The sequence below is a fragment of the Flavobacterium cupriresistens genome, from assembly GCF_020911925.1.
GTDB lineage: Bacteria > Bacteroidota > Bacteroidia > Flavobacteriales > Flavobacteriaceae > Flavobacterium > Flavobacterium cupriresistens.
Window position 1 is genome coordinate 3,153,888 of record NZ_CP087134.1, and the last position, 23,890, is coordinate 3,177,777.

Consider the following 23,890-nt stretch of genomic DNA (forward strand, 5'->3'; position numbering starts at 1 on the left):
TTGACTATTATGAAAAGTAAATATGTAATACTTGCGTCAGCATTATTGATTTCAGTAGCTACTTTTGCTCAAAAAGATCAGATTAAAAGTGCTGAGAAAGCATTAAAAAACGGAGACGCACAAGGGGCTATCACAATACTAAAAGATGCCGAAAATTTAGTTGTTAATGCTAAAGATGTAGAGCAAGCGCAATACTATTTTGTAAAAGGGAACGCTTACTTGGATTTGGCTAACAAAAAAGTTGAAGAAAGTAAAAACTTATCTCTTGCGGCAGAGAGCTACAAAAAATTAATTGATATTGAAAAAGAGTCAGGAAAGTTAAAATACTCTACTCAGGCAGCTACTTCAATTACTCAAATTAAAGGAAACTTGATTAACTCGGCTATTGCTGATACACAAGCAAGCAAACATGCTGATGGTGCAAAGAAATTATACGAAGCTTATTTGTTAGATAAAAAAGATACAATCAATTTGTATTATGCAGCTTCAACAGCGGTAAATGCTCAGGATTATGATGCAGCTTTACCAATGTACGAAGAATTGAAAAAAGTAAATTATTCCGGAAAAGGAACTAGTTATTTAGCATTAAACAAAGCAACTAAAAACGAAGACGGTTTTAATAATGCTAACGAAAGAGATTTAGCTGTGAAATTAGGAACTCACGAAAAACCAAGAACAGAAGCAATTCCTTCTAAAAGAGGTGAGATCAACAAAAATCTTGCTTTAATCCTGGTTCAAAAAGGACGTATTGAAGATGCTAAAAAAGCCGTTGCAGATGCTAGAAAAGCAAATCCGGAAGATTCTACTTTGTTGCTTACAGAAGCCAATCTATATTTAGAAACGAAAGATTTTGAAACGTACAAAAAATTAGTTAACGAGGCTTTACAAAAAGACCCGAACAATGCTGATCTATTGTTTAACTTAGGAGTAATTAGTAACAATGCTAAAAATCCTGCTGACGCTGAGAAATACTATTTGAAAGCGATCGAAATCAAACCGGATTATACAAACGCTTATCTTAACCTTGCAGCTTTAAAGTTAGAAGCAGAGAAACCAATCATTGAAGAAATGAACAAATTGGGTACTTCTGCAAAAGACATGAAACGTTATGACGTTTTAAAAGCGCAAAGAGAGTCTGTTTTTAAAGGAGTTATTCCTTACCTTAAAAAAGCAAACGAATTAGATCCTAAAAACGAAGATGTTTCTAAAACATTATTAGGTGTTTACAAAGCATTAGAAATGACTGCTGAAGCAAAAGCTTTGAAAGCTACAATGTAAGCAGAAATGAATTAGTATAAAAAAAACCAAGGCTTGACCTTGGTTTTTTTATGCTTTAAAGTTTCGTCTAACTTACCAAAGTAGCAGTTAACGTAATTGTAGTATTTAAAAGCTTTGATATTGGACAAATTTCTTTCGCTTTAGCAGCCGTTTTTTCGAATTCTTCTGCTGAAATTGAAGGGACTTTTCCTTTTAAATCCAAATGGATCAAAGTTATGGCGCCGTCTTCAAAAGTTACTGTGGCTTCTGTAGTTAAATCATCTGCGGTAAAACCTCCTTCGTTAAGTAAAAAACTTAATTGCATGGTAAAACAGCCCGAATGCGCTGCTGCAATAAGTTCTTCCGGATTCGTTCCGACTCCGTCTGCAAATCTTGTTTTAAAGGACAATTGCGCATTGTCTAATGTAGTACTTTGTGTACTGATAGTTCCTTTTCCTTCCATGCCCGTACCTTTCCAGTTGGCATTTGCTTTTCTTGTAAATTTCATATTGATACTATTTAAAGGTTTACAATCTTCTGATTCTCAAATATAATCAATATTTTAAAGAATAGTTTTATGAAATTTAATTAGAACGTTAAGTTTCTGGGAGAAATACTTGAAAGCATAATTGCGTGCAAAGTTTGGATCAAGTCAAAAAAATGTGGAGTAATTTGTATAAATCTTTTTCTGTTTATTTTGTTGGTGATTTTTTAGGCTTTATTTCTCGCAAAGACGCAGAGCCGCCAAGTTTTTATACTGATTTTTTAGCTTCGCGACTCTGCGGCTTCGCGAGATTTTTGTTTCTCTGCAATTTCTGTACTTGATTTCGAAGTTTTCCAAGCAAAAAATGCCAAACAGTTTTTCTCTTCTTTCCTCCATTTGTCAGGCTGAGCGAAGTCGAAGCCCTTTTTATCCAACCAGCCTTCGACTACGCTCAGGGTGACAATAATTCATAAAAGAACGTTATAGAGCGTTTTTAACGAGACAAACATAGGAGTCCGAAAAACTTTATGTTGATCTTGCTTTGCGAACTCTGCGTAAATCTTTGCGAACCCTGCGGTTAAAAAAAAATAGTGCATAAAAAAAAAGGTGCAATGAGAATTTCATTACACCTTTTATATTTTTAAATCAAAAGTCTTATTCCTGACCTAGATTACGTAATTGTTTTAGTTTGTCTTTCCAAACATCAAGGCTTTCTTTGTGAACAGCAATGTTTTTACGAACTTCAAGAACAATTGAATTCTCTTTCTTAGCATTTTTTGTATTGGTAAAAAACTGAATGTTGTTCTCTAATTGGAAAATTTCATTTTGAACCTCTTCAATTTTACGCATTAAGAAGATTTTTTCGTTATCCAGTTTTCTGGTGTCGTTACTTTCCGATAAAGAATCTATACGGTTAGAGAAACGCATCATTTCGGTTTCTTTTTTACTCAAACTTAATTTTTCAAAAAGAGCATCCAGGATTTTATTGAATTTCCCTTCAATATGACGTCTTGAGAAAGGGACTTTACCAAAACCTTTCCAAGTTTCAATATGTAATTTTATAGCGTCTAAATCTGTTTTATGGTCTCCGGTAAGCTGGTAAGCTCTTAAGATATCCAAGTACGCTTTTTTGTTGTCAAAAGCAGCTACTTCATCACCGTTTTCCTCTGATTTGTGCTCTTTTAATTTATCAAAATAGTGATTACAAGCGTCTTTGAAATCTTTCCAGATTTTGTCAGAATATTTTTTAGGAACATGACCAATTTGTTTCCACTCTTCCTGAATTTGTTTCATGATTGGAGTAGTGGCACCAAAATCAGTACTTTCTTGTAATTCTTTGGCTTTGGCAACAAGTGCCATTTTCTTATTTAAGTTGTCGTTTTGATCTTTTTTAATGTCCTTATAAAAAGAATTTTTAAAAGAGTTGAAATTTCTAACGGCAGTTTTAAAAGAAGCCCAAGTTTCTTCGTTTACCTCAGACGGCACTTTTCCAGCTGCAAAGAACTCATTTCTTAACGCTTCTACTTTTTGAATTTGTAGCAACCATTGGGAGTGTGAGTTTACTTTTTCAGTTCCCAGAACTTCTAATTTACCAATAATCTCTTTTTTAATTTCAAGATTTTGTTGTTCATTAGCTCTTTGGCTTTCAAATAAAACCTCTCTTTTATCGTGGATTTTTTTAGTCAGTTCACTAAATTTATTCCAGATCGTGTCACGGTGTTCTTTAGAAACAGGTCCGATATCTTCTTTCCAGATTCGGTGTAGGTCCTGTAATTCTCTGAAAGATTTACTGATATCCGTTTCGTTTACCAATTCTTCAACACGAGCTATAATTTTTTGTTTTTGCTCTAAGTTGTATTTAAAATCTAAATCTCTGGCTTCACGATCTAAATGCAGATAATCATAGAAATTTTCTACATGAAAGTGATAGTTGTTCCAAACGTGATTGTATTTGTCTTTTGGAATTGGTCCTGCATTTTTCCATCTTTCTCTTAAATCATTAAAATGTTTAAGGGTGTCTTTGATGTTTTCCTGCGGGTTTATAAGTTCTTTTAGCTCCTCAACAATTGCAAGTCGATTGTCTAAATTAGATTTTAAATTGGTTTGTAAATGTTTGAAATGCGCATTTCTCTTTTCTCTGAAAATAGAATAATATTCATCAAACTTAGATTTTAATGGAGAATGGTATTCAAATTCTTCATTAGGATCTTGTTTAGAAGCGTTGAATTCTTCTTTTTTCTCCTCTATAAGATGATTGTATTGTAATAAGAATGATTTCTTGATTTCTTCGATATGCTCTTTTACAGACATTACTTTGTCTGTATTTACAAGTTTTTTCAGTTCGTCAACAAGAGTATCTAGCGTAAAAGTATCATAATCCTGCATAGGGATTTCATGACGTTCTTTTAACGTTTCATCTTCACTTTCCTCAGCGTTCGAATTGGTGATCGCATCTAATGCCTCTTGATGATCTGCTTCCGGAGTTTCAGCCACAGTTTCTAATTCAATTTCAGTAGTTGAAACTAAATTTTCGGCTGCAGTTTCAGAATCAGATTCTTCAATCACATTGTCTTGTATAGAATCGCTAATCTCGATTTCTAGTTTTCCGTCTGCATCTTGCAGGTTATCATTCTTTTCTTCTAACATTTTAAATGTATAAGGTTTATTGGTTTAAGTAGAGCGAAAGATAGTAAAGGTGTTTCTAAATACAAAATAAATCGTTTGTTTATGCACTATTTTTCGATGAAATCCTTATTTATTGTTCTGTTTTAGGGATGTGATATTCTTTTTTTTGTTTCGTTTTCTGAAATAAATTCGAAATTTGACCCCATACCATTTTTAGAAAAATGCTATTAATTGATTATTTCGTTTTCTATTAAGGATTTTATTTTAAGAAATCTGAAATTTTGTAGTCAAAGATCTTTGTCAGAATAAGATTAGAAGACCAACCTCCAAACCATAGTTGTATGTTTTATTACCTCCAAAAGCCACACTCGGATGGATGTAGGCGAGGTTAGTAGGGGTAATTTTTCGGCCAAATTCTAAAAAAGCATTATTTTGAAAGCCTTCTAAAATACTATTGTACCGAAAAGCAACATCGGCAGCAATCCAGTTTTTGCCAAAAAAATGAAATAGTACATTTTCATAAGCAATGACGCTAATGTCACTTCGCTCACTGGAACCGGCAAAACTCGCCTGATATTCTAAGGAAGCGATCCAAAGAAATTTTTTGCCGCTCATATATTTCCCATAAAAAACGGCCGGCATGACAACCCATTTACCCGATCCGAAGTTTGGATCTGCGGCAGAATTGGCATATACTCTTGCTCTGAGGGCAATACCGTTTTGTCTCTCCATAAAAGGAATGTAACTAACCCCCATGCCAACATCTCCAATCCCGCTTTTGTTTATTGAATTGGTATTGGCTGATATTAAAGGAAGGTCAAACCGTAAATTCCAAGCTTTGTCTCCAATCGGAACTAAAGCACGTACTTGTGTAGTATTAAAAGAACCATTGTCGGTATCTAAATACTCATTAAAAAGTAATATGGTTTTAAGAAAATAATGATAACGGGGTTCCGAAAAAGGACTTTTGGACTCAACTGTTCCTTGAGCATTTGTAGCCGTGGCAATTAAAAAAAATAGAATAAGTAACGATTCATTCATAACTACCTGTTAACGAGTAGTCTAATGTACGAAAATTACTTTAACATTTTATGGACGGCCGGTTTTTTATTTATTCCAGATTTTCCAGGCTTTTTCGGCTTGAAAAATAAGCATGTCGTAACCATTTTTTATAACAGCACCACGTTCTTTTGCATTTTTTAGAAATTGAGTTTCCTCCGGATTGTAAATTAAATCATAAGCGATATGCTTATTGGTGAAATACTCATACGGCAGGTCAGGGCAAGCTTCGATATTAGGGCTTGTACCTACCGGAGTACAATTGATTATAATTTGATAATTGTCAAAAGTAGTGGCGTTGATTAAATCGTAATCAATGATGTTGTCTTTGGCCTCTCTCGAAACAAAAGTATAAAGAATATCAAGCTCATCAAGAGCAAAAGCAACCCCTTTTGAGGCACCACCGGTACCTAAAATGAGTGCTTTTTTGTGATGGGGTTCTAATAGTGGCTTTAATGATTTTTTAAAACCATAGTAGTCCGTATTGTATCCTTTTAATTTACCGCTTTTGGTAAATTTTATGGTATTAACAGCGCCTATTAAAGCCGCTTTTTTTGAAAGTTTATCTAAAAAGGGAATGACTTGCTGTTTGTACGGAATCGTAACATTTAATCCTTTTAAATCCGGATTGTTTTTAACTAATCCGGTGAAGTGATTGATTTCTGAAATGTCAAAATTTTCGTAGCTGTTGCCGGTAAAAACTTCATTGCTAAATTTTTCAGTAAAATATCCTTTCGAAAAAGAGTAGCTAATGTTACGGCCCAGTAAGCCAAAACGTCTTTTTAAAGTGTCAATCATTATTGCTTTCTGTGTTTTTCAATATAATTTTTAACCATTTTTTTGGTCCAGACTACCGGAAACAAATCTTCGATTAAGATGTAATTGTCAAAGTTTAAACGTAATCCGTTGCTTAAATGAAATTTAGCTTTTGTATTGTCCTGAATCATAAAATACAATCCCGCAAGACGATATTCAACTTCATTTTCTTCAGGGAAGTATTCCGACGCCTGCAATAAGGTTTGAATGGCGCTTTCAAATTCACCTAAAAACTGAAGAATATCAACCCAGAATAACCAGGTTTCTAAGGCGTAATCGCCAAATTCTACTGCTTTTCTATACCCAAACTCAGCTTCTTCAAAGAAGTTCATTTGTTTGTTTATCGTTGCGTAACGTTTCCAGTACAAACGATTTTGATTGTCAATAGCCAATGCTTTATTGACAAAGAATAAGGCTTTCTGGAAGTTTTTTTGACGAACATAAAAATCAGTAATCGCAATCCATCCTTTGTCTAAAAGCGGATCTTCATGTACGGTCTGATTGTAATATTGTAATGCTTTGGCTGAATTGCCCAGTTTTTCATGACATTTTCCGATACGCAACAAAGCATACGAGGTAGCATCGTCTAATTCGATGGTACGGTTGTAGCTTTCGATGGCTTTGCTGTAGTCTTTCAGGCGTTCGTAAGCTTTCGCTTTTTCCATAAAGGCACCTAAGAACTCATCGTCTATGATGGTTGCATAATCAAAGGCACGAATGGCATTTTCATATTCTTTAACACCATAGTGCAAGCGACCCAACTGATGCCAGGCGATCTCACTGTACGGGTTTTTGTTGATATAATCGTTCAGATATACAATGGCGTCCTGATTTTGATCTAAAAATTCAAAACAATACACCACATTGTATAAAGCAGACTGATCTTCTAAATCTTCTTCAAGACATTTAATAAAACTGTCTTTTGCCATCTCAAGGTTATCCATAAACAGATATTCCATTCCGATCAAGTTGTACACGTCAGCGTAATCGTCTGTATATTGCAGCGCAATTTTAAGTAATTCTACCGCTTTTTCGTGTTGGTCTCTCTTAGAACAAATATTGGCTTTCTGGATGTAAATTTCCTCGTTGTTAGGTTCAATTGCATACAACTCATTCAAAAGCTTTTCAGCGATGTCGAGTTTGTCATCATAAACCAGCATTTCTACTTGTACTAGTTTTAAGCCCGTAGATTTTGGGTGCTGATCTAATGCGAGTTTTAAGGCTTTTTTTGCTAAATTAGCCTTACCTATGTCTAAATAATGAAGAATAATTTCTTCAAATTCTTCAGAATCAAAAAAGAGTACTTTGTTAGTTTTTAACATCGACTCAAATTTGGATAGGGATAGGTTATAATCTTCTTCTTCGTTGCTTAATTGCATACTTTGTTTATTTGAAATTAGCCTGTTATAAAATTAGGCAACCATATTTTGTTGTGAGGAAAGGGGATTAATTGTTTTGAACAATTTAATTAACAATATGGACAGAATTCGTGTTCTGTTTTTTTAGGTGGTATTCTTTTTTCTTGTAAAAGAATACAGCATTATTATTCTAAAATTTAATACTAATCCGGCGTATTTACTCCTGATTAATTTTCTTGTTCCTTTTTCATTATTTCATCCATAACATTCAAGATAATGGCACAACCTTCTTTTATTTCCTCTTCAGAAATCGTTAACGGCGGTGTTATTCGTATCGCACATCCTTCAAACAGCAACCAGAATAAAATGAGCCCTTTGTCCTGACAATTCAAAATAACTTCGTTGGTTATTTCGGCAGTTTCAGTCATGGCGGCAAGCATCAATCCTTTTCCTCTAACTTCCTTTATCAAAGGATGTACCAAAAGCGATCTAAAGAGTTTTTCTTTCTCTAACGCCTCTTGCATGAGGTTTGTTTCAGTTAATTCCTGCAAAGTTGCCAGACAGGCTGACGCAATGACAGGATGACCTCCAAAGGTGGTGATGTGTCCTAATTTCGGATTTTCCGTTAAAAGATCCATTTTTTCTGCCGATGCCGTGAAAGCACCTACAGGCATTCCGCCACCCATTCCTTTTCCCATAACGACAATATCGGGAACGACATCGTAGTTTTGAAAACCAAACAGTTTTCCGGTTCTTCCAAATCCGGGTTGGATTTCATCCACAATCATCATGGCTCCAACTTCATCACAGCGTTTGCGTACTTTTTGAAGGAAATTATCATGGGGTTGGATGAATCCTGCACCTCCTTGAATGGTTTCTAAAAGAATAGCAGCCGTTCGCGTGGTTATTTTTTGTAAATCTTCTTCGTTATTGAATGTAATAAAATCTACATCAGGCAACAACGGACGAAAAGCTTGTTTGCGTTCCTCAAAACCCATAACACTCATAGAACCCATCGTGTTACCATGATACGCATTATGACACGATATAAGCTGACTGCGACCTGTTGTTCTTTTAGCCAATTTAAGCGCTCCTTCAATCGCTTCTGTACCTGAATTGACCAAATAAGTTTTGTTCAGGGATTCGGGAAGGAGTGAAGCTAATAATTTGCAATATTCTACCGCAGGGCTTTGCGAATATTCGCCATAAACCATAACATGCGAATATTTGTCTAACTGGTCTTTTATAGCCTGATTGACTCTCGGATGCTGATGACCAAGCGTGCAGGCAGAAACTCCGGCCACAAAGTCTAAATATTTTTTATTGTTGGTATCGTATATGTAGGAACCAATGGCATGCGAAACCTCCATTCCTAAAGGATATGGGGATGTTTGTGCCTGGTATTTTATAAAATCGGGATTCATTTCTTTTTTAGGTGCTAAGTTGCTGAGATTCTGAGTTGCTGAGATTTTGGGTTTTTTGTTTCAGGTTTCAGGTTTCAGGTTTCAAGTTTCAGGTTTCAGGTTGCTGAAAACTGCTACTGCGATTGAAAACTACTTCTTGAGTTTCAAGTTTCAAGTTGCTGAAAACTGCTACTGCGACTGAAAACTACTTCTTGAGTTTCAAGTTTCAGGTTGCTGAAAACTGCGACTGCGACTGAAAACTACTTCTTGAGTTTCAAGTTTCAGGTTACTGAAAACTGCGACTGCGACTGAAAACTACTTCTTGAGTTTCAAGTTTCAGGTTGCCAAAAACTGCGACTGAGACTGAAAACTGCGACTGAAAACTATTTTTTCTCCTTGGTCTTCTCCTTACTCTTTTGTTTAACAGTTGGCTTCTTTTTATCGTAATCTAATGTCTCTTTCATGATTTTCATGGGAACATTTTCTTTTGCATCATCTTGTTTTCCTTCTTTGACTAATTTATCGTTGAGTTCATTCTCTTCGGGGGTAAAAATATCGTCTTTAGATTTTATTCGTTCATCGCCTCGCCAGACTAGACCTCGCAGTTTTCTGGCATTTTCGGGCAGATCAGCTTCGGGGTAGATATCGCCATCTACTTTGTTGAAAAAAGTGATGGTTTCGAGCGCATTGTTTTCTAAAATCATATTGATTTTACTACTCACGTTTTTGTTGATACCGATAAGTTCATGGGCATCATTCCGCATATAATAAATAACTTCCGTGTTTTTTACGACATCGACATCATGTAGTTTTCCATCCCGGAATTTACCAAATAAATTGATACCCTTGACCTGATTATAACCCGTTCCGAGGGTATCCCGTGAGACCATAAAGGTATTGTTGAGTACTTTTAAAGAATCGATTTTTCGAGTTGTATTATTTCCGATAAGGTGCATGATGTCTCCTGTAATCTGACTTTCACCATTCCAAAGAATCGGATTTCCGATTAGTTTTGTTAACGCACTTTTAGAGTTGGAATGAATCGAATCGCATTTTCCGCTCATATCGGTTTTGTAAAAACGTGCATTGTTATAAGCCCTAAGGATTCGCTCGCCTTCTTTACCGGTAACCATCAGTTTTTTTCCGTGAATATAAACGGAATCATTGTCTACAAAGTTAACCGCAACGGCTCTTTTGGTAACAAACATCGAATCTTTCAGTTTAAAGACTTCTGCATAATGTCCTTTTACGATTCCGCGATTGATTGAATCCGTAATTTTTACATTGCGCGTTGCCGATGCAAATTCGGTATTCCGATTGTAGAATAAACTATCACCTTCTATGCGCCGATCATCGTATTTAATATAGGATTTTCGCAGTAAATGCGCCAGATTTTTCTTGGTGTCATAAAAACCATTTTCTGTATAGATATAATTGGTTTTACTGGTAATTGTCGACGGACCAAATAAATAACTGTGTCCTGAGTTACTGTAATAATCCAGGTGATTTGATTTGATTACGTATTTCGGGTTGGTAAGCGTAACGGCTGTTAAAAACTTAAACTTTTTCTCCGTCACATAATACCTGCCTGATTTACTAACCAAAGTATTGTCTTTGTTGATGATAGTTCCTTTTGTGTTGTAAAAAACTTCCTGAACATTTCGGTCAAAATTGATCGTATCCGTTTGCAAAGTGGCATCCGGAGAAGTCATTACAGCATTTCCGGTTGCAAAAGCTTTTTTCATATTACCATTGTACTCGGCATATTTACTGTTTAGAAACAAGGTGTCTCCTTGTACTAATTGTACATTTCCGAAAGCTTTCAGATAGTTTTCTTTTTGAAAAAAGTAAGCCTTGTTACAGGTTAGTACTACACCATCATGATTGACCTTCACATTTCCGGTTAACAAAAGAGCGTCCGGCATTAATATCTGATCGACATCAGAAAAATCAGCATTCTCGACAATGATTTTTTTTGGTGTTTGTGCAAAGATGCTTTGAACACTTAAAAGAAGCAAACAATAAGATATGAAAAGGAGTGATTTCTTCAATGGTTTAAATTTTTGTCAAATTTATGAAAAAGGTTACAACCTTTAAGGATATTAGGATTAATTTATAATTCATAAATTTCATTACAGGTTAAGCGAATTTTAAAAGTTTAAATTATGAACAAAAACCGCTACTCTCTCGTTGTAGTTTGTCTTTTTGAATTGGAAACAGTATAAATTGATTTAAGTTTTCTTCGGATTTTAAAAATTAGTTTAAATTTAATAAATGGTTTCTAAATTATCGATTTAATCTTTCGGTTTAGAAAAAAATCAGTTTATAAAATCAATATGATAAGTAAAAGAATTTTTGTTGCAGGAATGGCTGTGACGATGCTGTTTTCGGCATGTAAAACAAAAGATTTGAAAATGAACAGAGACAAAGAGGAAGTTGCTGCAGCTAAGAAAATTGTCGTATATCAGGTTTTTACACGTTTATTCGGAAATAAAAACACCACCAATAAACCATGGGGCACTATTGAAGAAAATGGGGTTGGAAAGTTTGATGATTTTACAGATAAAGCATTGCATGAAATTAAAGATTTAGGGGTGACTTATGTTTGGTATACCGGAGTTCCACATCATGCTTTGGTTCGTGATTATACAGCTTATGGAATTTCAAACGATGATCCGGAAGTGGTAAAAGGAAGAGCAGGTTCTCCTTATGCAGTGAAAGATTATTACAATGTAAACCCTGATTTAGCGGTGAATCCTGCGAATCGTTTACAGGAATTCGAAACTTTGATTGCGCGAACCCATAAAGCGGGTTTGAAAGTCATTATTGATATAGTACCCAATCATATTGCCAGAAAGTATGAAGGAAAAAGCAATCCGGAGGGTGTTCGGGATTTTGGCGCTGATGATAATGTAAAGGTTGAATACAGTAAAAACAATAACTTCTATTATATTCCGAATCAACATTTTCAGATTCCTGATGGCGATATTCCGCTTAATGGAGAAAAAAGCCCTCTCGTTGATGGTGTTTTTGATGAAAACCCGGCAAAATGGACCGGTAATGGCTCCCGTAAAATAAAACCGGACCAAAACGATTGGTACGAAACCGTAAAAGTAAATTATGGAATTCGTCCGGATGGTTCAAAGGATTTTCCGGAACTTCCGGCTGGTTTTGATCAAAAAACCTATCAAGAGCATTTTGCCTTTTGGCAGGATAAAGACGTGCCGGATTCCTGGAAGAAATTTAAATCGATTGCCTTGTATTGGACAGCTAAAGGGGTTGATGGTTTTCGTTATGATATGGCCGAAATGGTTCCTTATGAATTTTGGAGTTATATGAATTCGGCAATCAAAATGAAAAACCCAAAAGCCTTTTTATTGGCTGAAGTTTATAATCCGAATGAATACCGAAATTATATCCGTTTGGGGAAAATGGACTATTTGTATGATAAAGTAGAAACATACGATAAGCTAAAAGATATTATTCGTGGAAAATCTTCAACTGATGGTTTGTCTGAAATTCAAAACAGAATGTCGGATATCGAACATCATATGTTGCATTTTTTAGACAATCATGATGAACAGCGCTTGGCAAGTCCTGAATTTGCAGGAACTCCGGAAAAAGGTAAACCATTGATGGTTGTTTCTACTACAATCAGCACATCGCCAACCATGGTGTATTTTGGACAGGAAGTAGGAGAGGCCGGAAATGAAAACGCCGGTTTCGGTACGCGTTCCCGAACTTCAATTTTTGATTATATAGGTGTCCCAAATCATCAGCGTTGGATGAATGAGGGAAAATTTGATGGTGGGCAGCTTTCAGAGTCAGAGAAGAGTCTTCGTGATTTTTATAAACGTTTATTGAATTTTTCGATTAACAGTCCGGCTTTGATGGGAAGTTTTCAGGAAATTCATTCTGTAAATCGTCAGAATACAGGTTATACCGATCTGATTTATTCCTATGTGCGTTGGTCCGAAAACCAGAAATTGATTGTTGTGGCTAATTTTTCTTCGGAAAAGACAAGCGAATTCGAATTAAAAGTTCCTTCTGATGTTATTTCTAAATGGAAATTAAAGGAGGGTTCTTACGTGCTTTTGGATCAGTTGTATTTGCAGAATAAAATCTATTTTACAGTAAAGAATGGTGAAGGCGTTGCACGAGTTAAAATAGGGCCTTCTGAGTCGTTTATTTATGAAGTGAAGTAACTTTTTAACCGCAAGGGTCGCAAAGGGTTTACGCTAGGTTCGCTATGATTTTTTTTCTTAGACTTTATAAAAAGATATAATATTACTTAGTGCATTTTGCCGTAAAGTTATTGAAGCTTTAAAAAAAACAGTTTTGGTTTTCGGTTTAGAGTTGAAAATAGATTCATTTACAATTTGATATTTTTTTATCACGCAGATTTGGCAGATTTTTTTGTTGCCGCGCAAAGTTAAAATAGCTACTGTTGTTTTGTTAGCAGTAAATAAATCAGCCTAATCTGCAAAATCTGCGTGCTAAAAAAAAATACAAAGCTATAAGTAAAACTTGCGTCCTTTGCGCAAACCCTTTGCGACCCTTGCGGTTAAACTTTCTAACCTTAAAAGTTATAAGGATAAAAAAAACAGGCTGTCTCTTAATGTAGAAACAGCCTGTTTTTTATGTTTTATACTTTTCTTACTTTCTTTAAAGCCTCAATATAATTTTCGTTTACTTTTTCCCAATTTATGTGTTGATAAAAAGCATCAATATAGGTTCCTTTTCGGTTTTGATAATCGAGATAATAAGCATGCTCCCAAAGGTCAATTCCCATAATGGGTGTTCCGGGAATCAAAGCATTTTTCATTAGTGGATTGTCCTGATTATCGGTCGTTGTGACCTGTAATTTCCCTAATTTGTCCACTACCAGCCAAACCCAGCCCGAACCAAATTGTTTTGTTGCCTGACTTTTAAATTGGTGTGTAAGATTATTAAACGAACCAAATTCTTTATTAATTGAACCTGCAAGCGTATCTTTTGGGGTTTGCTCTTTTGGTGTCAGAATATTAAAATAAAGCGTGTGATTGTAATACCCACCAGCATTTTGACGAAGTTTGGCATTGTTGAGATCTAATTTTTTCAGTATATCTTCAATCGTCATATTCTCATATTCGGTAGAAACAATTTCTTTATTTAAAGTATTTGTATACGATAAATAATGTTTTGAATAATGTGTTTCTAAAGTAAGTGATCGTATGGCAGGGGCTAAACCGTCATAAGCAAAAGAAAGTTTGGTTAAAGCAAAAGATCCTGCGTCTGCTTTTACATCATCGGGTGTTCCTATGAGTATTTTCTCTTCTTTTGTTGGTAAAGGAACTTCTACAACTTCGGTTAGCTTATTGTCCTGACAAGAAAATAATGCTAAGAATGAAGTTAAAATACTGAAACGAACAATGTTTTTCTTCATAATAAAAATTATTTTGCTGTTAGTGAATTAATGATTTCGATATAATTTTCTTTAGCCTCATCTCTTGATAAATGGCTTATTTGCATCCATGCATTTGTTTTGAAAGCGTCTCTTAAATCAAAATTTTCAGATTGATTGTAAACGGCAGTTCCAAAAGTGGCTTGTTTGTAATAGGCATATAGCCTTAGTTGCACATCTTGCGGCAACGTGGCTTGTGTCATTTTTAATGCATTTTCTACAGCCTCAGAGAAACGTGTATCTAAATCTTTTATCGTCATTTAAGCTTTTGTAGCAATAATGGTTTTTCCTCCAATTGCTTTTTGGTTTAATTCCACATTAATTGGAGTACCTAAAGGTAAAAATAAATCTACTCTCGAACCAAATTTAATAAAACCTGCATCAGTTCCCTGAATAACCTGCATTCCTTCTTCGGCATAATTCACAATCCGACGTGCCAAAGCACCTGCAATTTGTCTGTATAATACCTGTCCGAAAGTATCATTTTCGATAACAACAGTTGTTCTTTCGTTTTCTTCACTTGCTTTTGGATGCCATGCAACTAAAAACTTTCCAGGGTGGTATTTGCTGAATTTGATAATACCGTTCATTGCGTAGCGCGTAACGTGCACGTTTATTGGTGACATAAAAATAGAAACCTGAAGACGTTTGTCTTTAAAGAATTCACCTTCGTAAACTTCTTCAATTACCACAACTTTTCCATCAACTGGAGCAAGAATGTGATCACTGTTTAAAACGGCGATTCTTTTTGGGTTTCTAAAAAATTGCAGAATAATAATCAAAATTAACAAAGCTGCTATTTGAACAAGCATTCTTAGCCAATTGATATCGATAAATTTTTCAGCAATTAAAAGTACGGCAACAGTAAAAACTGTACCTAATAAGATTGATGGGGCTCCTTCTTTATGAAACATAATATAAAATTTGGTAAAATAAAAATATAAATGGTGCAACAAATATAACACTATCCAGGCGATCTAAGATGCCTCCGTGTCCCGGCATTATCGAACCGCTGTCTTTTACACCGGCGATTCTCTTAAATTTAGACTCGATCAAATCACCGATCGTTCCAAAAACACTTACTATTAAAGCAATAATCGTCCATATTAAAATAGATTTATTACTAAAAGCCGGACTAGGCTGAATGTAAAGTTTTGAAATTAAAAAACCGGCAAAAGCAGCGAATACAACACCTCCCAGGAATCCTTCTATGGTCTTTTTTGGAGAAACACGCTCAAAAAGTTTGTGTTTTCCCATCGATTTTCCAACCAGATAAGCAAAAGTATCATTGGTCCAGATCAGAACGAATAGTCCAATAATAATTTTCGGATTGTAATCGTTGGTTCCAAAAGAAATTTTGACAATAAAAAGAAAGGGTAGTGTAATATATCCCAGTAGGTAGAGATATTTTGAGGAAATGCTTACTTTTTGAACAGAGTCATAAAATAAGAATATAATACATTTAACTGATATCACTACTGTAACAGCAAGAAGTATCAGATTTAATTGTTGAATGTTGGTTTCTAAATCGAGGTTTGTTTGAAACAATTCATCCAGATAAGCAGTTGTCTGTTTGTTGTAATGACTTAGGAGTACAATAACAGCATATAACAAAACTCCGAATAGAATGGCGAAGATTTTATTAAGGCTTACCAAGTTGCAAAACTCGTAAATTGTAATGATCAGGAAAATACCAAAAAGGATAATAAAGCTTTCAGTAGAAAACAAGATCGAACTTAATAGTAAAGCAATATAAACAGCACCGGAAATGGCTCGCTTGAGTGTTTCGTTCATCTTAAAGATCCTCTAAGAGCAATAAATATAGATTTTTTGCAACACTTCCGTATTGTGTAAAATCTTCTTCTTTTGCTTTTTCGAAATATTTTATTGTGGTAATATTAGTTGGATAATCCCTTTCGTATTTGTGTTTAATAGCACTTAGACCATCGCTTTTTATAGCCAGGATCTGACTTGTGGTTGCTATTATGACAATGTTAGCAGGTAATTCGTTTGGTTTGTCTTGTCTGATTTGTTTGGATGAAAACAAGATCGAACCTTCATCGGCAATAAGGTTTTCGCAAGAGGCAAGTAAAAATTTAGGATTTCTAGGAGAGATATAAAGTAATTTATTCTCTTCTAACAGGCTAAATAACCCCGGTTCATAACATAAAACTTCGTTTTCGAACCAGTCGTTTTCTTCCAGAATATTTTCAAACTGTTCAGCAACTTCTTGTTTGTTTTCACAATACAAAAATTTACCGCCATTCTTCTTAAAATTAAAAATGAACCTCTCGTCAATTGACAAATGACTATCAGGACTTGCCGCACTTCCTCCATATTCGCTTTCATGTTCTTCATCAGAAGCGGAGTCACCGGAACCAAATATTTTTTTGAAAAAATTCATTTTATATGAAATACTTTACATGTTAATTGAAAACGTTCAAAGATAAAAAAATCTTAATTCAAAAGGCTATTTTGAATTAAGATTTTAAAAAATATTAAATATTTCTGTATAATTTACGAAACTACTTCTTCAAGATTTTTATCAAAAGTACGTTTTCCGAAAATTGTTTCTAAGTCATCTTTGAAAATAACTTCTTTTTCAATTAAGATATCAGCAAGCTGATTTAATTTGTCTTTGTTTTCTTCCAGAATTTGAATGGCTCTTTTGTATTGACCTTCAATTAATTCTGAAATTTCAGCATCGATAATCTTTGCTGTCTCATCAGAATAAGGTTTCGAGAAGTTGTATTCGCTTTGTCCACTTGAGTCGTAATAGGTAACATTTCCGATTTTATCATTCAAACCGTAAATCGTTACCATAGCACGAGCTTGGCGTGTTACTTTTTCCAAGTCACTTAATGCTCCGGTTGAAATTCTGTCAAAAGTTACTTTTTCAGCAGCTCTTCCACCCATAGTAGCACACATTTCGTCTAACATTTGATCTGTTCTAACGATTTGTCTTTCTTCCGGAAGGTACCAGGCAGCTCCTAAACTTTGTCCACGTGGCACAATAGTTACTTTAATAAGTGGTGCGGCATGTTCTAACATCCAGCTTACCGTTGCGTGACCCGCTTCGTGAATCGCAATTGCTCTTTTCTCTTCTGGAGTAATGATTTTGTTTTTCTTTTCAAGACCTCCGATGATTCTGTCAACAGCATCAAGGAAATCTTGTTTGTCTACTGCAGTTTTGTTATTACGCGCCGCAATCAAAGCAGCTTCGTTACAAACATTTGCAATATCAGCACCTGAGAAACCAGGAGTTTGTTTGGCTAAGAAATCTAAATCAAGACCTTCTACTTTTTTGATAGGAGCTAAGTGTACTGCAAAGATTTCAGCTCTTTCGCGAATGTCCGGTAAGTCAACAAAAATTTGTCTGTCAAAACGACCAGCACGCATTAAAGCTTTATCAAGAACATCAGCTCTGTTGGTTGCAGCCAAAACGATTACGTTAGAGTTTGTACCAAAACCATCCATTTCTGTAAGTAATTGGTTCAAAGTATTTTCTCTTTCGTCATTTCCGCCTGACATATTGCTTTTTCCTCTTGCTCTACCAACTGCATCAATTTCATCGATGAAGATAATAGCAGGAGATTTTTCTTTTGCTTGTTTAAACAAATCACGTACACGTGAAGCACCAACACCAACAAACATTTCTACAAAATCAGAACCTGATAAAGAGAAGAAAGGTACTTGAGCTTCACCCGCAACTGCTTTTGCAAGTAAGGTTTTACCAGTTCCCGGAGGTCCTACCAATAAGGCTCCTTTTGGAATTTTACCTCCAAGATTGGTGTATTTTTCAGGATTTTTAAGGAATTCTACAATTTCTTGTATTTCTTCTTTTGCACCTTCTAAACCAGCAACATCTTTGAATGTTGTTTTGATATCTGTTTTTTCATCAAACAGTTTTGCTTTCGATTTTCCAATGTTGAAAATTTGTCCTCCACCGCCACCGGCACCGCCTGACATTTTACGCATAATGAAAATCCAAACACCAATAATAATGATGATAGGAAGTAAGCTGATCAGGATATCGCTCCAGTTGTTTTTTTGCAAGAAATTAAAATCTTTCAGTTTGCCTTCGCCAACTGCTTTCTCTAATTTCGTTTGAAAAATCTGGTCGTTACCAATTTCTAAAGTATAATGAGGACCTTTGTTAGGTCTTTCAAAAATATCTTTTGCTACTTTTTTATTCGCTGCATCTTTTAGTGCTGCTGTTGTAAGGTATACTTCAGCTTCCGCTTTGTTGTATACGATTACTTTTTCAATTTGTCCTTTTTCTAATAAAGTATTGAATTTAGAAGAGGTCAATTGAGCGGGTTCGCTTAAGCTAGATCCTCCGGTTGCAAAACTTATAAATAAAAAAACCAGAAGTATTGCAGTATATATTAACCAGGGACTTATTTTAAATTTACTCGGATTTGGATTATTATCTTTAGCCATTAGAAAAAATTTTCTTTAGTATTTGTTTTCGATTGTAGTTATTTTGGCATCACCCCAAAGGCTCTCGATATTATAGTATTCACGGATGTGTTTTTGGAAAACATGTACCACGATATGAACATAGTCCATCAGAACCCATTCTGCGTTATCGGTTCCTTCTACGTGCCAAGGTTTATCTTTTAAATCTTTGGATACTGTTTTCTGAATTGAGTTTACAATGGCGTTAACTTGAGTGTTAGAGCTTCCGTTGCAAATTACAAAATAGTCACAAACAGCCGTGTCTATTTCTCTTAAGTCAAGAATATCGATATCATTCCCTTTTACTTCTTCAATTCCTTTGATTATGTTCGCTAATAGAACGTCATTATTAATAGTCTTTTTCGCCATGAATTATTTTATATGATTTTGTAAAGTTACCAATTTTTGTCATTAATTTTGAACCTTAACAAAATATTAAATTAAGTATAAATAAATTATTTAAATGAAACTAATCAAACTCGATGCCATAGATTCTACAAACGATTTTCTTAAGGCATTGGCGAGCCAGGAAGAGCTTGATAATTTTACAGTGGTAACAGCTGAAAATCAGATAAAAGGCAAGGGGCAAATGGGCTCCAAATGGCAGTCTGAATCCGGTAAAAACTTAATTATGAGCGCCTTGGTGAAGGGTTTTTTGTTTGATAATGAACAGGTTTTTAATTTAAGTATAGTAGTTTCATTAGCCGTAATTGAAACTTTAAAATCATTGGATATTTCTGATTTAAGTATAAAATGGCCAAACGACATTATGTCATATAACAAGAAGATTGGTGGCATACTAATAGAAAATACTCTCAAAAGTGATGGCAGAATCGTGTCAGTTGTTGGATTAGGACTGAATGTTAATCAAACAAATTTCACCGAATTGCCTAATGCTTCCTCTTTATCGGTAATTTCCGGAAGAACTTTTGATAAGGATGTTTTACCTTTTTTAATCACAGAAAAGATAGAACAGAAAATTGAGGCATGGAAAACCAATTCTAAAGTTTTCTGGGACGAATACTTTAATTCTTTGTTCAGAAAGGGGGTTCCAATGCCTTTTAAAAATCTCCAGAATCAAAACTTCATGGGAATTATTCAAGGGGTTTCTCCTGTTGGAAAAATACAAATAATGCTTGAGGACGACTCTGTGAAAGAGTTTGAGATTAAGGAGATTCAGATGCTTTATTAGGGAGGTGCTAAGGTTCTGAGGTTCTGAGTTGCTGAGTTTTTGGTTGTGAAAGGTTCAGAGGGAAGAATTGAAATTGAAAGATTTTAATTGTTGATAGAAATAAATCCGCTAAATCTGCGTGCTTAAAAAAAACTCATGACTTTTATACAAGATTTAAAAGAAATATCTAAATCTGTTCAATCTGCGTGCTGACATTCTTTTTCGGTTCAATTTTTCTATTCCAGTAAATAATATAGATTGTTCCTAAGATTGACGGTGTGATCCAGGCTATTAAATTTCCAATTCCTAATCCGGCGACGATATAGGCCGTAATAGAGGCAATTAAAGCTCCAATCATCTTTCCGATATGTTTTGAAAGCCAGTTTCTATTGGTTTCCGAAAAGTTTTTATAGAAAATAAAATCTTTTACGGTCATGTAAAATCCAAATCCACCAAAAAATGTAAATAGAATTCCGTTTGCAATGTTATTCAATTGACAATAAACGCCTAAAGAAATCATTAGTACTGAAAAGAATAACATCGTTCCTGAGATTATTTTGTCTAATCTATCTGCTTTGGGTTTATGTTTAAAAGTCAAAGCTCTGTTTCCCGAAATAACAAGATAGATGGTAAACAATCCAATTAGAAATAAAAATATATTTTGATGCTTTGGCATCCAGCAAATCGGTAACGAGATAAGAGAGCTGGTGATCATGCCAATAGAGAACAGTTTCCCCATTCTTTTATGCAGTTTTCCGCCTTTTCGGACTATAATACTCCCAATTCCGGTAATTAGTCCAAGTCCTCCAAAAAAAGCATGAATGTAAATTAAAATTTTAATAACTGGTTCCATTTTGATGTGTTTTAGTTTAATGAGCCAAACTTCGATCAATAATGCGGAGCGGAATAATTTATAGTTCTGAGTTGTGGTTTTTTGAGGATGAATTGGGTTTTTTTAAGGTTCTGAGGCGCTGAGATGCTGAGTTGCTAAGTTTTTAGCGAGAGGGGAGGCTGGGAGGTTCAAAGACTAAAAAGAGCAAAGGTTCAGAGAGGAAGAGCTAAAATTGGGGATTTTAATTTTGTTATAGATGTAAATCCGCTAAATCTGTAAAATCTGCGTGCATAAAAGACTTCATGACGTTGTAATTTTACAAGCAAGACAAAACGAAAATCTGCCAAATCTGCGAGAGAAAATAAAACAATAAAAAAGTCCGATCGTAAAATCGGACTTTTTTATTATGTGGGCTAATTTACAATTAAAGCTTTGTCATATTAGTAGCCAAAGTTTCAATGAATTTGCTAATTGGTCCTTTGATCATCATGGCCATCATGGCATTAAATTCACCTTCGAATTGCAATTGTACAGCACTTTCTGAGTCAGAAATACTATCAATGTTAGAAACCAATGTAAACGGAAGTTTATCACTAGCAGCACCCAAGACAATCTTGTTTGGAGCTGTTTTTTCTTTCATTTTTAGTTTTATTTCCGGCATCCCTTTTAATCCAAAAATAAAAGCATCTTCGCCAATTACTTCAAATTTAGCAATGTTATCCGGCATTAATTTTTCAAAATTCCTAACATCAGTCAATAAATCAAATAGATCTTGCGCTGATTTCTGAACAGTAACTTTTGGACTTTCTAAGTTCATATTTTATTTTTTATTTAAGCTAAGTTGGTTGTTTAACCGCAAAGTTCGCAAGTTTTGTTCTATTGTAAAACGTTATAAACGCAAAGTTCGCAAAGGTTTTATGTTTAAGTTGTAGAATCAAGACCAAGAATCTAAAATCTGCAATCTAAAATCTACAATTACTCCTGTCTCCAAGTTGACGGACTCACATTCCATTCTTTTAATGCAGCCATATCATCCTCAGAGATGTATTGTTTTTGTACCGCTAAATCCAATAAGTTCTCGTAATTACTTAGTGTGTACAAATCGATATTAGCGTTTTTAAAGTTTTCTTCGGCAACATTAAAGCCATAAGTAAAGGCTGCTGCCATTCCTTTAATAATAGCACCTTCATTGCGTAAAGCTTCAACAGCCATAAGACTACTGTTTCCGGTACTAATTAAATCTTCTACGACAACTACACTCTGACCTTTTTGCAGGAAGCCTTCTACTTGATTCTGTCTTCCGTGTTTTTTTGCTTCCGGGCGTACATATACGAAAGGTAATCCAAGGCTTTCGGCCACTAAAATACCAATTCCTATTGCCCCCGTTGCGACACCGGCAATGACATCTGGTTTCCCAAATTGTTTTTCTATATTTTTCGCAAACTCATCACGAATGAAATTTCGGATGGCTGGAAATGAAAGAATTAACCTATTATCGCAGTAAATAGGTGACTTCCATCCAGAAGCCCATGTAAAAGGATTTTCTGGATTCAATTTAATTGCATTTATTTGCAAAAGCAATTCGGCTGTTTTTTCGGCTGTATCTTTATTAAAAATCATAGTACAAATGTATAAAGTTTTTGTGAACGACAAACCACTTTTTTTGACAAATGAAATCTCAAGAGAGACCAATTTTCAATTATTTCTGTTAGAGAGCATTGATATTGAACAGCTTATTGTCAAAATTTTTCAGAATAAAATTCAAAAAGCGTATTTGTACCATCCTGATGAAAAGGAGATATTGAAGACGCTGAAGGCTAAAATTCCTGTAAACAAAGCCGGTGGAGGACTAGTTTACAATAAAAAAGGGGAAGTTTTATTTATTTTCAGAAACGGAAAGTGGGATCTGCCAAAAGGCGGAATCGAAAAAGGAGAGGAAATAGAGAACACTGCCATGCGCGAAGTCGAAGAAGAGACTGGCGTAGGAAAATTAAGAATCACAAATAAGCTTCAAAAAACCTATCACGTTTTTAAACGTAACGGAAAATACAAGCTCAAAATCACACACTGGTTCGAAATGCATTCCGATTTCGAAGGAACACCACACGGACAACAGGAAGAAGGTATTGAAAAGGTCGCCTGGTTAAACCCTGAACAAATTAAAGAAGCCTTGAAGAATTCGTACGAAAACATCAAACTGTTATTTGAAGAAGAAATTCAGTTCCAATAACTGCTGGTGTAAATTCCAAATCTTTAAAATTCCAAATTCCAATTTTATGTTGAACTTTTAGATTCAATTTCAATTGGAATTTGGAATTTTTTTAGGTTGTTTCAAGTTTCAGGTTTCAGGTTTTGTGAAAACAGGAACTGGGACTGAAAACTATTTCTTAGGGTTTGATTGCGCTCAGGAGTGAGAGACTTGTCTTAGGGAGGGCTTTATATAATTTTTTAATTTTAACTATTTCATGTCTCAAAAATCGTACTTTTGTTTACATATAAGCAATACTTTATCTTTGAATTATTAGCACATTAGCAAAACCAAATCACGTAGAACGAAAAATTAGCCGAATTCGTGAGCTTAGAGATATAAAACAGGAAGCTTTAGGAGTAAGTATTGAAGCACTTAAGAATTTTTCAGAGGAAGCTGCAATTAATTATTTCGATAGTTTCACAGATAATAATGCAGGGACGTTTAATAACCATTGCACTTTTAATCCGTTAGACAAATTAATGGAATCTGTAGAAGAAAATAAAAAACTCTACGAACGTTTAGTTCAGTCTGAAAAAGACAAAGTTGAGTTTTTAGAAAAAATACTGAAGGATAATTTTTTTCTTCAATATTTTAAAAAAAGCCTAATAAATTATATGTTTATTAGGCTTTTTTAATGCTTTCAAGATTTTTAAGCTATTTTCTAAAATAGGTTAAAATCTTTCCCAAGTTTACACCGTTGTATTTGATAGTTTATTTCTTTCGCTAGCGC

21 protein-coding genes and 1 pseudogene are annotated in these 23,890 nt (G+C 34.7%); 5 read left to right on the plus strand and 17 right to left on the minus strand.

Annotated features, from left to right (window positions below):
* Positions 1–9: 9 nt before the first annotated feature.
* Positions 10–1,278: a tetratricopeptide repeat protein gene (locus LNP23_RS13480; protein WP_230001598.1), complete on the plus strand. Its 1,269-nt coding sequence runs from the start codon at positions 10–12 to the stop codon at positions 1,276–1,278.
* A 67-nt stretch (positions 1,279–1,345) separates the two neighbouring features.
* On the opposite strand, the gene LNP23_RS13485 is transcribed toward LNP23_RS13480, so the two are convergent.
* The 7 genes from LNP23_RS13485 to LNP23_RS13515 form a co-directional block, all read right to left on the minus strand.
* Positions 1,346–1,765, minus strand: coding sequence for an OsmC family protein (locus LNP23_RS13485; protein ID WP_230001599.1), 420 nt, complete (start codon positions 1,763–1,765; stop codon positions 1,346–1,348).
* A gap of 630 nt (positions 1,766–2,395) precedes the next feature.
* The gene (locus LNP23_RS13490) at positions 2,396–4,387 is read right to left on the minus strand and encodes a DUF349 domain-containing protein (protein ID WP_047776079.1); all 1,992 of its coding nucleotides are present in this window, start codon (positions 4,385–4,387) and stop codon (positions 2,396–2,398) included.
* A gap of 279 nt (positions 4,388–4,666) precedes the next feature.
* Positions 4,667–5,407 carry a lipid A phosphoethanolamine transferase gene (locus LNP23_RS13495; protein WP_230001600.1) on the minus strand — a complete coding sequence of 247 codons (741 nt, stop codon included), beginning with the start codon at positions 5,405–5,407 and terminating at the stop codon, positions 4,667–4,669.
* Positions 5,408–5,473: 66 nt separating this feature from the next.
* Positions 5,474–6,223 (minus strand): shikimate dehydrogenase family protein, encoded by a 750-nt coding sequence (locus LNP23_RS13500; RefSeq protein WP_230001601.1) that lies wholly within the window; start codon positions 6,221–6,223, stop codon positions 5,474–5,476.
* Complete coding sequence (locus tag LNP23_RS13505) at positions 6,223–7,620, minus strand: tetratricopeptide repeat protein (RefSeq protein WP_047776073.1); 1,398 nt, start codon at positions 7,618–7,620, stop codon at positions 6,223–6,225. Before LNP23_RS13505 ends, LNP23_RS13500 begins: the two co-directional genes overlap by 1 nt.
* A gap of 206 nt (positions 7,621–7,826) precedes the next feature.
* Positions 7,827–9,023, minus strand: coding sequence for an aspartate aminotransferase family protein (locus tag LNP23_RS13510; protein ID WP_047776072.1), 1,197 nt, complete (start codon positions 9,021–9,023; stop codon positions 7,827–7,829).
* Positions 9,024–9,385: 362 nt separating this feature from the next.
* Positions 9,386–11,053, minus strand: coding sequence for an OstA-like protein (locus LNP23_RS13515; RefSeq protein ID WP_230001602.1), 1,668 nt, complete (start codon positions 11,051–11,053; stop codon positions 9,386–9,388).
* Between the two features lie 285 nt (positions 11,054–11,338).
* Between LNP23_RS13515 and LNP23_RS13520 the strand changes: the two genes are divergently transcribed.
* Positions 11,339–13,207: an alpha-amylase family glycosyl hydrolase gene (locus LNP23_RS13520; RefSeq protein ID WP_230001603.1), complete on the plus strand. Its 1,869-nt coding sequence runs from the start codon at positions 11,339–11,341 to the stop codon at positions 13,205–13,207.
* A 440-nt stretch (positions 13,208–13,647) separates the two neighbouring features.
* Here the strand turns inward: LNP23_RS13520 and LNP23_RS13525 are convergent, their stop codons facing one another.
* The 7 genes from LNP23_RS13525 to rsfS form a co-directional block, all read right to left on the minus strand.
* Complete coding sequence (locus LNP23_RS13525) at positions 13,648–14,427, minus strand: superoxide dismutase (RefSeq protein WP_230001604.1); 780 nt, start codon at positions 14,425–14,427, stop codon at positions 13,648–13,650.
* An 8-nt stretch (positions 14,428–14,435) separates the two neighbouring features.
* Positions 14,436–14,705, minus strand: a complete 270-nt coding sequence (locus tag LNP23_RS13530) for an acyl-CoA-binding protein (protein WP_230001605.1) — start codon at positions 14,703–14,705, stop codon at positions 14,436–14,438.
* On the minus strand, positions 14,706–15,359 hold the full coding sequence (locus LNP23_RS13535; RefSeq protein WP_047776063.1) for a phosphatidylserine decarboxylase family protein: 654 nt from the start codon (positions 15,357–15,359) through the stop codon (positions 14,706–14,708).
* Positions 15,349–16,239 carry a phosphatidate cytidylyltransferase gene (locus LNP23_RS13540; protein ID WP_047776060.1) on the minus strand — a complete coding sequence of 297 codons (891 nt, stop codon included), beginning with the start codon at positions 16,237–16,239 and terminating at the stop codon, positions 15,349–15,351. The genes LNP23_RS13535 and LNP23_RS13540 overlap by 11 nt, the downstream gene beginning before the upstream one ends.
* A gap of 1 nt (position 16,240) precedes the next feature.
* Entirely contained in the window at positions 16,241–16,849 is a 609-nt protein-coding gene (locus tag LNP23_RS13545; RefSeq protein WP_047776058.1) for a lactate utilization protein B/C, read from the minus strand.
* A gap of 113 nt (positions 16,850–16,962) precedes the next feature.
* Positions 16,963–18,888 (minus strand): ATP-dependent zinc metalloprotease FtsH, encoded by a 1,926-nt coding sequence (ftsH, locus tag LNP23_RS13550; RefSeq protein WP_047776055.1) that lies wholly within the window; start codon positions 18,886–18,888, stop codon positions 16,963–16,965.
* A 15-nt stretch (positions 18,889–18,903) separates the two neighbouring features.
* Entirely contained in the window at positions 18,904–19,275 is a 372-nt protein-coding gene (gene rsfS, locus LNP23_RS13555) for a ribosome silencing factor (protein WP_007809313.1), read from the minus strand.
* Positions 19,276–19,369: 94 nt separating this feature from the next.
* On the opposite strand from rsfS, the gene LNP23_RS13560 reads away from it, so the two are divergent.
* Positions 19,370–20,098 (plus strand): biotin--[acetyl-CoA-carboxylase] ligase, encoded by a 729-nt coding sequence (locus LNP23_RS13560; RefSeq protein ID WP_230001606.1) that lies wholly within the window; start codon positions 19,370–19,372, stop codon positions 20,096–20,098.
* Positions 20,099–20,264: 166 nt separating this feature from the next.
* Here the strand turns inward: LNP23_RS13560 and LNP23_RS13565 are convergent, their stop codons facing one another.
* The 3 genes from LNP23_RS13565 to pyrE form a co-directional block, all read right to left on the minus strand.
* Positions 20,265–20,930: a hypothetical protein gene (locus tag LNP23_RS13565; RefSeq protein ID WP_230001607.1), complete on the minus strand. Its 666-nt coding sequence runs from the start codon at positions 20,928–20,930 to the stop codon at positions 20,265–20,267.
* A gap of 403 nt (positions 20,931–21,333) precedes the next feature.
* Positions 21,334–21,726: a hypothetical protein gene (locus tag LNP23_RS13570; protein ID WP_047776047.1), complete on the minus strand. Its 393-nt coding sequence runs from the start codon at positions 21,724–21,726 to the stop codon at positions 21,334–21,336.
* A 158-nt stretch (positions 21,727–21,884) separates the two neighbouring features.
* Positions 21,885–22,529 (minus strand): orotate phosphoribosyltransferase, encoded by a 645-nt coding sequence (pyrE, locus tag LNP23_RS13575; protein WP_047776045.1) that lies wholly within the window; start codon positions 22,527–22,529, stop codon positions 21,885–21,887.
* A gap of 7 nt (positions 22,530–22,536) precedes the next feature.
* Here pyrE and LNP23_RS13580 point away from each other — a divergent pair, with 7 nt between their 5' ends.
* Together LNP23_RS13580 and LNP23_RS13585 are read left to right on the plus strand one after the other, a co-directional pair.
* The gene (locus LNP23_RS13580) at positions 22,537–23,139 is read left to right on the plus strand and encodes an NUDIX hydrolase (RefSeq protein WP_230001608.1); all 603 of its coding nucleotides are present in this window, start codon (positions 22,537–22,539) and stop codon (positions 23,137–23,139) included.
* Positions 23,140–23,429: 290 nt separating this feature from the next.
* Positions 23,430–23,729: pseudogene (locus tag LNP23_RS13585) on the plus strand (transcriptional regulator); the annotation flags it as partial.
* Between the last annotated feature and the right edge of the window lie 161 nt (positions 23,730–23,890).